At 45.9% G+C, this 12,014-nt stretch carries 7 protein-coding genes; 3 read left to right on the top strand and 4 right to left on the bottom strand.

Translation table 11 applies throughout. The features are described 5' to 3' along the window. Positions 1 to 25 precede the first annotated feature (25 nt). From P2W84_RS12840 to P2W84_RS12855, 4 genes are all read right to left on the bottom strand, one after another. Positions 26 to 2,239 carry a GH92 family glycosyl hydrolase gene (locus P2W84_RS12840; protein ID WP_276090546.1) on the bottom strand — a complete coding sequence of 738 codons (2,214 nt, stop codon included), beginning with the start codon at positions 2,237 to 2,239 and terminating at the stop codon, positions 26 to 28. 217 nt (positions 2,240 to 2,456) lie between these two features. Continuing rightward, positions 2,457 to 4,694: a S46 family peptidase gene (locus P2W84_RS12845; RefSeq protein ID WP_276090547.1), complete on the bottom strand. Its 2,238-nt coding sequence runs from the start codon at positions 4,692 to 4,694 to the stop codon at positions 2,457 to 2,459. Positions 4,695 to 4,771: 77 nt separating this feature from the next. Next, complete coding sequence (locus P2W84_RS12850; protein WP_276090548.1) at positions 4,772 to 5,014, bottom strand: hypothetical protein; 243 nt, start codon at positions 5,012 to 5,014, stop codon at positions 4,772 to 4,774. 153 nt (positions 5,015 to 5,167) lie between these two features. Beyond that, a complete protein-coding gene (locus P2W84_RS12855) occupies positions 5,168 to 8,314 on the bottom strand; it encodes a TonB-dependent receptor (protein WP_276090549.1) in 3,147 nt (1,048 codons plus the stop codon). Positions 8,315 to 8,638: 324 nt separating this feature from the next. Here P2W84_RS12855 and lpdA point away from each other — a divergent pair, with 324 nt between their 5' ends. From lpdA to P2W84_RS12870, 3 genes are all read left to right on the top strand, one after another. Continuing rightward, a complete protein-coding gene (gene lpdA / locus P2W84_RS12860) occupies positions 8,639 to 10,027 on the top strand; it encodes a dihydrolipoyl dehydrogenase (protein WP_276090550.1) in 1,389 nt (462 codons plus the stop codon). Between the two features lie 85 nt (positions 10,028 to 10,112). Continuing rightward, positions 10,113 to 10,958 carry an MBL fold metallo-hydrolase gene (locus P2W84_RS12865; protein ID WP_276090551.1) on the top strand — a complete coding sequence of 282 codons (846 nt, stop codon included), beginning with the start codon at positions 10,113 to 10,115 and terminating at the stop codon, positions 10,956 to 10,958. A gap of 178 nt (positions 10,959 to 11,136) precedes the next feature. Continuing rightward, positions 11,137 to 11,997, top strand: a complete 861-nt coding sequence (locus tag P2W84_RS12870; RefSeq protein ID WP_008242129.1) for an RNA polymerase sigma factor RpoD/SigA — start codon at positions 11,137 to 11,139, stop codon at positions 11,995 to 11,997. The last annotated feature ends 17 nt before the right edge of the window (positions 11,998 to 12,014 follow it).

The following is a 12,014-nucleotide window of genomic DNA, read 5'->3' on the forward strand; positions in this document are numbered from 1 at the left end:
TCGTTAACGGGCCTTTTAAGCTGGCTTACTTCAGCCCCCATTTCTTATTGGGAAGAGGCCCCATTTCCAGTTCGAGCTTACCGCCCTCCACCAGTTGCTGATGCGTGAACCAGGGAGTATCCAGTACTTTTCCGTTAAATTTCGCACTTTGGATATACTTGTTCTGCGCGGAACATTTATTGGCAACGACCTGGAACTGCTTACCATTGGGCAAGGTAATGGTTACCTGCTCAAATATCGGGCTGCCAATGGTATATACCGGGGTTCCTGGTGTCAGCGGGTAGAAGCCCATGGAAGAAAATACGACAAACGCAGTCATACCGCCGCCGTCTTCATCACCGGGAATACCAAATACATTGTCTTTAAACCAGGTATCGAGCAGGAAACGGATACGCTTCTGTGTTTTCCAGGGTGAACTGCTGTAGTTATACAGATAAGGGATGTGGAAGCTGGGCTCATTGCCCATAGAATACTGGCCTACGATCCCCGTAAAATCCGGGAACTTTGCCCAAAGCTCATATTTGCTCCTGCCAAGAGGTTCACGGAACAACTGGTCCAGCTTGCCTTCAAATTTATCCACGCCACCGAACAGGCCGATAAGCCCCTTTACGTCATGCTGTACCTGCCAGAGATAAGTCCAGCCATTGTTTTCGTCATAATATTCACGGCCGCCCATACCGCCGTCAAATTTAGGGTCGATATTGATCCAGTTGCCTTCTTTGTCCTTGGGAAGAAACATCTGCTGCTTATTGTCCCAAAGGTTCTTATAATTATTGCTTCTGGCATTGAACAGGCTATAATCGTCGCTTTTCTTCAGTTCCTGTGCAAACTGGCCCAGCGCCCAGTCATCATAACTGTGCCCCAGGGTAATGGCCACGGCCTGACGTTTTTCGAAGCCATGCACTTCTTTGACGGTCTCTTTCTCACCCGGTTTTAAAGCCGGGAAATAGCCCTTTTCATAGTAAAAATCTTCCAGTTCCGTCTTAGGCCCGTTCTTCCATGGCAGCATGGTCGCCTGGGTAGCATTTTTACGCATGCCCTCATAAGCCACGTTCACATCATAATTGCGGATGCCTTTACGGTAACCGTCAAGAAAGGTAATGGTGGAATGGAAACCGTTCATACACGGATTGTCACCAAACAAGAGCGGGAAGGTAGGTACCCAGCCACTCTGCTGGTACATCAGCACATAAGAATTCAGCATATCTGCTTCCTGGTCGGGGTTCAGGATGGTCCTTAGCGGATGATGCGCCAGGTAAGTATCCCAAACCCAGTCGTCTACATAAAAGGGACGGTTGGTCTTGTGGATCTGCTTGTCGTAACCGCTGTAATATTGCCCGTCTTCAGTAATGTCTACCATCCGCTCGTAGCAGCGGTAAAGTGCGGTATAAAAGGAACGTTTCTGTGCCCCGGTACCGCCGGTAGCCTGGATCTGATTGATCACTTTTGACCATGCTGCCTCTCCCAGTTTTGACTGCTGTTCGAAGGTTACGGACTTAAGTTCATGTTCATAGTTCTTCTTTGCCTGGTCGGGACTGATGAACGACAAGGCATACCTGAACTCTATGGTTTGTGCCGACTGATCCGCAAAGTTCAGCAGCAATCTGTTGCCGTCCTTCTCCGCGGTAGCCGGCAGACTGAAGGTACCGTAAAGATAGACCTTTACATCAGCCCAGGTTTCCATCCCGGTAACTTCCTTAGGAGAGGCCAGTGAGACCTGGAAATCGCCACCGTTATATTTATCAAAGATCAGTGCCTTGCCGCTGCCCTTTGGAAAATCGAAGCGGAATATCCCGGCTTTCTTTCCTGGGGTAAACTGTACCTTGATGTCACTGTCGATAAGATAAGTCGAATAATACCATGGCCGGTTAATCTCCAGGTCATGGTCATAGGTCATCCTTTTCCTGTCTGATGTGCTGTTAGCAGGCTTTACCGCAAATACCTGCCCGTTACGGTGCGAGACTACTGTAAGGGGGAAACTGGATATCTGATCGTCCATATAATCGGCACGCTGGGGCGTCATCCGGATGACCTGGTTGGGCAACTGTATGGTGGGTCTTGTAGGCTCAAGAATAGCCCCTACATTACCGATCCTGGGATCGACGTACTTCAGGTTACCATCTCCATAGTTCTGCGGTTGCGCAACATAGGCAGGTTGCTGTGCCACCGCAAACATGAATGGCAGGCTGGCTACGGCCATCGCTAAAATTGTTTTTCTGGGTTCAAATAATTTGGTCATGTGTGGTTAATTGTCAGCTGAGTCCAGCTGGTTGTATAAAGCTCTAAAATAATAAATTCCGGAAGGTTTAACGGCCCGGCACATAAATTACGACCGAATACATTAATAAAACATTAATTATTCCTTAAAGCCAGGTCTATTTATCATTCACCCAATAAAAAAAAAGCATTCGGGGTATGGAGGTTCCCTGAATGCCTTTCCTGTTTTGAGGACTGAATTACTTTACTGCCTTGAGCGCCGGTCTGCTCAGCTTCCTGCCGGCAGGCCTGGCAGGAGCTTTGCCGGCCACTCCGTCTTTTCTGATGTCCAGTTCGGCGATCAGGTTTTTAGCACCGCCAAGTATATCGATACACCAGAGCACATAACGAACGTCAACACATATCGTCCGCTTAAACTGCTTGTCGAATGCAATATCTCCGCTCATCGCTTCCCAGTTGCCGTCAAAAGCCAGTCCGATCAGCTCTCCGTTGCCGTTGATGACAGGAGAACCTGAGTTGCCACCTGTAATGTCATTATTGGTAATGAATCCGACAGTCAGGGTACCGTTATTACCATATTGCCCGAAGTTCTTCTTTTTATAGTTTTCGATCAGGTTGGCGGGAAGGTCAAATTCCCCGTCGCCGGGAATGTATTTCTGCATGACTCCTTCTATGGTGGTGGTCGTTTTGTATTCAATCCCATCCTTTGGTGAGTAATCCTGCACATTTCCGTAGGACAGCCTCATGGTGAAGTTTGCATCGGGATACATCAGCTTACCCGTATTTTTTTCCAGGATCGCCTTCAGGTACAAGTGGTCAAGCTCAGCTTTTTTAGCTTCAAAATCAGCGACAAGGGAACCAAAATTGGTCTTGATATAATCGGCAGGGACCAGGTTGAGCGCATACTTATAACCAGGATCATTGCCCACCGCTTCTGCCGAAGGATGAGCAGCGATGAAAGCCTTTAATTTTTCTGGCCTGATAAAATTGCTGTTGTCCCACAGGTAGTCTGCAAATTTAGCAAAAGTGGATTCGGGATTTCCTGTCCAGTATTTCTCAGCGATCTCAGCAAAGAATTTAGGCTGCGAGCGCACCGGTACATCCTGGTAGAACGAGGCCAGTATCTGTGCAAAAATCTTTTTATCTGCCGTTTCATTATAAGTTGTCTCGTAAGCCTGCACAGCTGCTTCCAGTTTTTGTTTAACCTGCTGATACCCTGCCTCATCGTACTTAGCCGTGGTCAGACCAATCAGTGTTTTACCGATACCTGCTGCATTGGCTGCCCACTGGGAAGCGAGAAAGCCCTCATTGATGTAGGTACGCTGTACGGAAATAGGGTCAATGGTCTTATAGATCTGGTCGTATTGTTCCATGAGCCCTGCGAACTCGCTTTTCTGCGCAGCCCATTCTGTAAAGGATTTCTCTTCCGCACGTTTGTGATCGGCTACCTTAAGCCGTTTCAGCTGTTCAGTCTGTCCGATAAAATATTTCCAGTAGTTGGCAATCTGGGCATATTTTGAGGAGAGCTTCAGGCGGGTCTCTACATTCTTGTCCATTTCCTCTTTCCAGGCCTTCAGCCTGATATCGCGGAGTTTGACGATGGTCGGGTTCACTTTATTGACCGCGAGATCAACGCCATAGGATGTCAGATATCGGTCTGTGCGCCCGGGAAAACCGTAAACAATAGAAAAATCACCCTTCTTTACGCCTTTGATAGATACGGGCAGGTATTTCTTCGGCTTATAGGGAACGTTATCTGCAGCGTATGCTGCAGCCTGGTTATTTTTGGATGCATATACCCTGAAAACAGAAAAATCGCCGGTCTGACGAGGCCATTCCCAATTATCGGTATCTCCACCGAACTTACCAATGTTCTGCGGTGGTGCACCGACCAGCCTCACGTCATCGAAACGTTCATAGACAAACAAAATAAACTGATTGGACTTGTAGAAATCCTTCACATTGGCTTCAATGGCGGGGCCAGTTACCGCTGCTTTAGAAATGGCTGCGAAAACTTCCTGGAGTTTAGCTTCTCTGTCGACCCCTTTAAGCCCTTTGGTTTCTGCCTCTACCTTTGCGGTCACATCTTCCATCCTTTGCAGAAATCTTACAAAAAGACCTGCTATGGGCTTTTCCTCTCCGTAGTTCCTGGCGTAAAAACCATTGTCCAGGATGTTGTTCTGTGCGGTAGAGTTAGATGCAATCGCATCATAACCACAATGGTGGTTGGTAAAGATCAGTCCTTTGTCGGAGACGATCTCTCCTGTACAAAAACCACCGAAATGTACGATGGCATCTTTAAGACTTGAGCCATTTGCATTGTACAGGTCCTGTGTGGTGAGCTTAAAGCCCTGCTTCTTCATCTGCTCGTAGTTCTTACCGATCAGCATCGGTATCCACATTCCCTCATCTGCCTTTACAGTAAGCGAAGTGCACAAGGTTACCATGCACAGCAGCAGAAAGCTAATTTTCCTCATGATTTAAACAGTTAGTTGATGGTGCGAATTTAAGGAATTTATCCTTAGAAAAACCCATCTGAACTTTCGCAAACGACCTATAAGAGACCAGGGATACCTTTATTGTTTTTTTCGATATGCTCAAAATACTGCTTCAGTTCGTCTACCAGGATAAGCGTACGAAGCCGCTCGTTTCTTTCCTCATCAACAACCGCAGACATTGCCCAGCCTGCATATAGCTTATCAAGTAATTTGTAGATATCTTCAAAAGAATGTCCGTTTAAAAGACCTTCCTCTGCTTCAGGCCCTTTTGTATTTTTAGTGCTTGTACCCGGTTTCATATATTTTTTCCCTTTATTCTTTATTGTTGTAATAACGTTGTTACTATAGAAAAACTTGTGCCACAATAACTGTTTTTCTGACAGGTGAATAAAAAAAGAAAGGGCGCCTGCTCAGGTGCCCTTTCTTTTTTGTTTCCGGATGGTTTTCCCTTGTTAATTAAACAGGTACCTTACACCGAACTGGGCAGCCCAGCGTGAACGTACCTGGTCAACACTGTAAATAGTGTTATCAGCGGGTGCCCGGAAGGTAAATCCTCCGCCATTGCTTGAACTGTAATTAATCAGTGTGGTTGCTCCATTGCTATTACCTATGGTATAAGCGCGGCCCCATTTCTTATTGATCAGGTTACCTACATTAAACACGTCAACAGATAACTGTAATTTATTGGATGTGCCTTTAATCAGACCACCGATATCTTGTAACAATCTTGCATCGAAAGAATGTTCCCATGGTCCTCTGGCTCCAAAACGCTCTGCATATTTACCTCTCCTGCTTCTCAGGTAGGAATCGTTTTCGATGTAGGCGTTAAGCGCGTTCCATTGCGCTTCTGGACTGATCGCCGGACTAGGATTGTTTCCTGTAACTGCCGGAATGGTAACCAGTTTAATCTCGGAAGCATTTCTAGGTATATAGATCAGGTCATTCTGATTCGCACCGTCTCCGTTCAGATCTCCGTTGTAAAGATAGGTATTGGCCTCTCCTGACCTTCCTGAATAGAAAATTCCAAGGGAAGTACCAAACAGTCTGTTTTTGCCATACCTGACCCCATAATTCAGACTACCCACAAGACGGTTCCGGATGTCAAATTTTGAGTAAGATACCTGTGAGTAGTTTGGATTGGTGACGATCTGGTTAAACTGCCAGTTGGAACGGGCCGTAGAGCTGGCCCCGCTGTTTTTTTCCTTTGCTTCCCCGTAAGTATAGGCGATAGAAGCATCCAGGCCAAACAGGAAGGATTTCTGAAGCTGTGCAGTCAACGTGTAAGAATAACCTTTGCTGGTATTGGAAAGCAACAGCGCATTGGTCACTGTTGAATTGACTTTTCCGCCATAGGTAGGTCTGTTGTCATTTCCTCCGCTTAGCGAAGGATTCAACGTACCTGTTACGCCTTTGATATTGATATCTGCATAATCGATACTATTCAGGTATTGGTTGTAAATCGCTTCCAGGGTTGCGACGATACCGCCTGGGACTTTAATGTCAGTCGCCAGGTTAGACCTGAAAGTTTGCGGGAGCCTGAAATTCTGGTCAATCAGGTTTAATTCATAAGTTTTAACGGTTGAACTTCCGATATTTTGCTGTTCATTTGGATCAGGAATGAACTTGACGGGAGGCGGAGTACGCTGGTTGACAGTTCCGAAAAGCACCCCGTTATTGGTAAACTGGTTAGACAACCAGACAAAAGGTACACGACCGGTAAAGATGCCTGAACCACCTCTGAGCTGTACACTCTTATCACCAAAAACATCATAATTGAAACCAATTCTCGGAGACACAAGAGGTCTGCTTTTAGGGGTAATGTCCGTTCTGTATCCGAATGCAGTTTCTGCAAGCGGATTTCTCTCTGGCTTATCTCTGAAGATAGGGACGTCCACCCTCATACCTGCTGTCAGTTTAAATTCGGGAGAAACCTGGATCTCATCTTGTCCGTAAAAAGACAGTTGCGCGGCTGAGAAACGTGCTTCGCCTGGATTGCTGGTAATTGGATAAGTAGCTTCACCGGTTAGAGGCTTGTCGGCCATAAAATCGGCCAGTGAGTTAAAGGTCCAGTAGCCATACCTGTTATTGACAAAGAGGTTCCTGAATTTAAAGAACTCGTTATGTGTACCGACAGTAAATGTATGGTTACCCGTAAAAATCTTAAAGTTATCGGTAATTTCCAGAATATTCTGGTCAAGCTGGTTGGCTGTGCTGCTTCTTTCTGAGCCAAAGTTAACCTGGTTGGTTGATGATCCGTTGATATTATTGATCTGTACATGTGGGAATAAAGCGCCAAAAGTGGAACGTGCGTCACGTACAGTAGTATATCCTACAAGCAGGTTATTGGAAAGAGATTCGTTGAATTTTGAACGCAGTTCCATTACGGTAATGTTCTGCTTGCTGTTATTTCTTCCACCGTTGTTACCGAACTTAAAATTGGTAGCTGAACGGGAAAATACATCATCGAAAGCCTTTATATAGTTATGCCGCACCATCAGCTGGTTTTTGGAATTGATGTTCCAGTCTAATCTTGCGAAGATTTTATCATTCTGCGTTAAAGTGGGTTCTGCAGTGATCCCTCCTACGTCGTAACCATATTTAGTTTTAACAAAATCGGCGATCTCCTGTGCCTGAGCTACGGTAAGCAGTGCACCTGGCTCCCCGGCACCCAGAGTTGTAGGTGCCTTTTTCCTGCCTAGCTCTCCGTTCACAAAGAAAAACAGTTTATCTTTTACGATCGGCCCGCCCAGGCGGAATCCATATTGATAATCTGTAAAATCAGGTGACTTTACGCCATTGGGCTGCTTGCCTACGGTATTCTGGTTTCTGCCGAATACATAGGCTGAACCTTCTACCTTATTGGTTCCTGAACGGGTGATCGCATTTATTCCTGCACCGGTAAAGTTACCATAGGTGATGTCATATGGTGCCAGTACTACCTGGATTTCCTGGATCGCATCCAATGAGATGGGCTGGGTATTGGCGCCGCTACCTGGCGTAATTGCTGTACTTGAGGCCGCAAATACATCGTTGTTGACTGCACCGTCAATGGTGATGTTATTGAAACGAGGGTTTGCACCTCCGAAAGAGTTGCCGTTTGATTGGGGAGTCAACCTATAATAGTCGGATAGTGAACGACTAAGAGTAGGCAAAGACTCAATCTGCTCCTTACTGATATTTGTAGCTGCTCCTGTTTTCTTGCTGTTGAAAATCGGGTTCTTCCTGCCCGCAATCACAACTTCCTGGAGTTGTTCGCCATTCTCGCCGAGTTTTACATTGATAGGAAAAGATTCTCCGAGTTTCAGGCGGATGTCTGTCAGGGTCTCCGGCTGGAAGCCGACATAGGAAATGGTTACGGTATAAGGACCGCCCACCCGCATATTTGCGATCGCAAAACGTCCCTCTGCATTAGTAACTACACCGTATACGGTTCCGGTAGGCTCGTGAACAGCTTTGATACTTGCGCCCGGTAACGCACCTCTGTTGTCTGTAACGACCCCGTTAATAGCAGATGTAGTGACCTGCGCAATGGCCTGCGGGACAATACCTGCAAAGACCATAACCAGTACCACAATTCTCAGTAGTAAAGATTTCTTCATGTTTGTTGTTTTTTTATGTGCACGTATCACCAAATGATACGGCGGCAAATTTAAATAGAAAAAAACGCAGGATCCTGGATTTAATGTTAAATAATTATTAAGAATCCCAAGAGTTTTCAACATTTAACCCTGAAAAATTTACCACATAATCAACAGCTATACAGTTATTTATATTCATTCTACACAATAAATTGAATACACCTTAGTGTCAATAACACACTCAACGCGCCCAGACATTGTCATAAAACGTCAGGGGCATGGTTTAATGAACATTTTTGCTATTTTTGGCGCTGACTAAATGTTAAAATCCTTTAGATTGAAGATATGAACTACGACGTTATTGTAATTGGCAGCGGTCCCGGCGGATACGTAGCTGCCATCAGAGCTTCGCAACTGGGCTTGAAAACGGCCATTGTGGAGCGTGAGTCTCTTGGCGGTATCTGCCTGAACTGGGGATGTATCCCTACCAAAGCCTTATTGAAGAGTGCCCAGGTGTTTGAATACATTAACCATGCTTCTGAATATGGGATCAAAACAGCTGAAGCCGAAGCCGATTTCGCGGCAGTGATCAAAAGGAGCCGTGGTGTGGCCGAAGGCATGAGCAAAGGCGTCCAGTTCCTGATGAAGAAGAACAAGATTGACGTGATCATGGGCACCGCTAAAGTTAAGCCAGGCAATAAAGTGGAAGTGAAGTCTGAAGATGGCAGCCAGAAAGAATATGCAGGTAAGCACATCATCATCGCTACCGGTGGGAGGTCAAGGGAACTGCCTAACCTCAAACAGGACGGCAAAAAGGTGATCGGCTACAGGCAGGCAATGGTATTACCTGAGCAGCCAAAATCTATGGTAGTTGTTGGCTCAGGTGCCATTGGTGTCGAGTTTGCCTACTTCTATGCAACGATGGGCACAAAGGTGACCATCGTGGAATTCATGGAAAATGTGGTACCTGTAGAAGACGAGGACGTATCGAAACAATTACTGCGCAGCTTCAAGAAAGCCGGTATCGAGGTCATGACTTCTTCAAGTGTAGAATCTGTGGACACCAGCGGTGCCGGATGCAAGGTACAGGTAAAAACAGCTTCAGGTATGCAGACGATTGAGTGCGACATCGTACTTTCTGCAGCAGGCGTTGTGGCTAACATTGAAAATATAGGGCTGGAGGAAACCGGCATCAAAACCGAAAAAGGTAAAGTGGTGGTGGACGAGTTCTATAACACTTCCGTTAAGGGATATTATGCAATTGGTGATATTGTAGGCGGACAAGCTTTGGCACACGTGGCTTCTGCGGAAGGCATTATCTGCGTGGAGAAGATTGCCGGACACAAACCAGAACCGCTGAACTACAACAACATTCCGGGATGCACATACTGCAGTCCTGAGATCGCTTCTGTTGGCTATACCGAAAAAGCAGCTAAAGCCGCAGGTTATGAACTGAAGATCGGCAAATTTCCTTTTTCCGCTTCGGGTAAGGCAAGTGCCGCTGGTGCGAAGGATGGCTTTGTGAAACTTATTTTTGACGCTAAATACGGTGAATTACTGGGCGCGCATATGATCGGCGCCAATGTAACGGAGATGATCGCAGAGATCGTGGTGGCGCGTAAACTGGAAACCACGGGTCATGAAATGATCAAATCTGTGCATCCGCACCCAACCATGAGCGAGGCGATTATGGAGGCTGCTGCTGATGCATACGGTGAAGTGATCCATCTTTAAGAACAGGTCGCAGCTATTTATAGAAAGGTCGCTCTGTGAGCGGCCTTTTTTGTTAGCTTTAGTTCACTTAAGAAACATCGACTACATGCGACTACATACGATTGATACCGGCTTTTTCAAACTCGACGGCGGGGCGATGTTTGGCGTGGTGCCAAAATCTATCTGGCAACGCAGCAACCCTGCGGATGAAAACAATATGTGTACCTGGGCCATGCGTTGTCTGCTGATTGAGGATGGGAACAGGCTGATCCTAATCGACACAGGTATAGGAAATAAACAGGATGAAAAATTCCTCAGACACTATTATTTACACGGGGAAAGCAGTCTGGATAAATCTCTGGAAAAGAAAGGGTTTAACCGGAATGATATTACTGACGTATTTTTAACACATTTGCATTTTGACCATTGCGGCGGAGCCATCGAAAGGGCTGATAACGGTAGTCTGGTACCTGCCTTTGAGAATGCCGTCTATTGGAGCAATGAAAAACACTGGAACTGGGCGGTCAACCCCAATGCCAGGGAAAAGGCTTCTTTTCTGAAAGAAAACATTCTGCCAATACAGGAAAGCGGACAACTTAAATTCATAGCCGAAGATGAGCATACCAGTTTTGCACCAGGCATCAGCATCAGGTTTGCCTATGGACACACCGATGCCATGATGCTGCCCCAAATTGAGTACAATAACAAAAAAATTGTCTACATGGCAGATCTATTGCCATCGACCGGTCATATTCCGTTGCCCTATGTCATGTCTTACGATATGTTTCCGTTGCAGACACTGGAGGAAAAGGGCAAATTCCTGAGGGAAGCAGCAGAACATCAGTATATCCTTTACCTGGAGCATGACCCTGTTAATGAATGCTGTACAGTACAGGCTACTGAAAAAGGAATCCGTTTGGCCGAAACATTTTCGCTTGACAATTGTACTTAGGTACATGGCTTACAGTGGCATAGACATGCTGTCAAATGTACTTTGGAATAATTTTTGCTCCTGAAGTCTTGTATAAATAACATGTGTAAAGTGTAACGTTTCCAGTAATTTATCCTTTAAATTCTATATTAAATCCTTACTTTTGCACGTCCAAAACATAGAGTACCAAAACATATAAATGAGACAACTCAAGATTACGCAGTCGATTACCAACCGTGAAAGCCAGTCGCTGGACAAATATCTTCACGAGATTGGTAAAGTAGATTTGATTACCGCAGAGGAAGAAGTAATATTAGCAAGAAAGATAAGGGAAGGGGATCAGGCAGCACTGGAGCGTTTAACAAAGACTAACCTGCGTTTTGTGGTCTCTGTAGCCAAGCAATACCAAAACCAGGGCCTTACGTTGGGGGATCTTATCAATGAAGGAAATCTGGGTTTGATCAAGGCTGCAAAAAGATTTGACGAGACGAAAGGATTTAAGTTCATCTCTTATGCGGTATGGTGGATCCGGCAATCTATCCTTCAGGCTATTGCGGAGCAAAGCCGTATCGTACGCCTGCCTTTGAACCAGGTCGGTTCCCTGAGCAAGATCAGCAAGGCATTTTCCAAGCTTGAGCAGGAATATGAGCGGGAACCCTCTCCGGAGGAACTGGCCGATATACTGGAAACTACCGTTGACAAAATATCTGATACATTGAGCAATTCGGGACGTCATGTTTCTATGGATGCCCCCTTTGTACAGGGTGAGGAAAATACGTTGCTCGACGTGCTTGAAAATCATGAACCGAATACAGACAGTTCACTGATCAACGAATCACTCTCTGAGGAAATCAAAAGGTCTTTATCAACGCTGACAGAACGTGAGCGTGAGATTATTGTCTTATTCTTCGGACTGAGCACAAACCACCCGCTATCACTCGAGGAGATTGGTGAGAAATTCAATCTGACCAGGGAACGTGTACGTCAGATCAAAGATAAGGCCCTGCAGCGCTTAAGACATACCTCCAGGAGCAAGATATTAAAGTCTTACCTGGGTTAGCAGGTGAACTATAGTTC

Source organism: Pedobacter sp. JY14-1 (assembly GCF_029269825.1).
GTDB lineage: Bacteria > Bacteroidota > Bacteroidia > Sphingobacteriales > Sphingobacteriaceae > Pedobacter.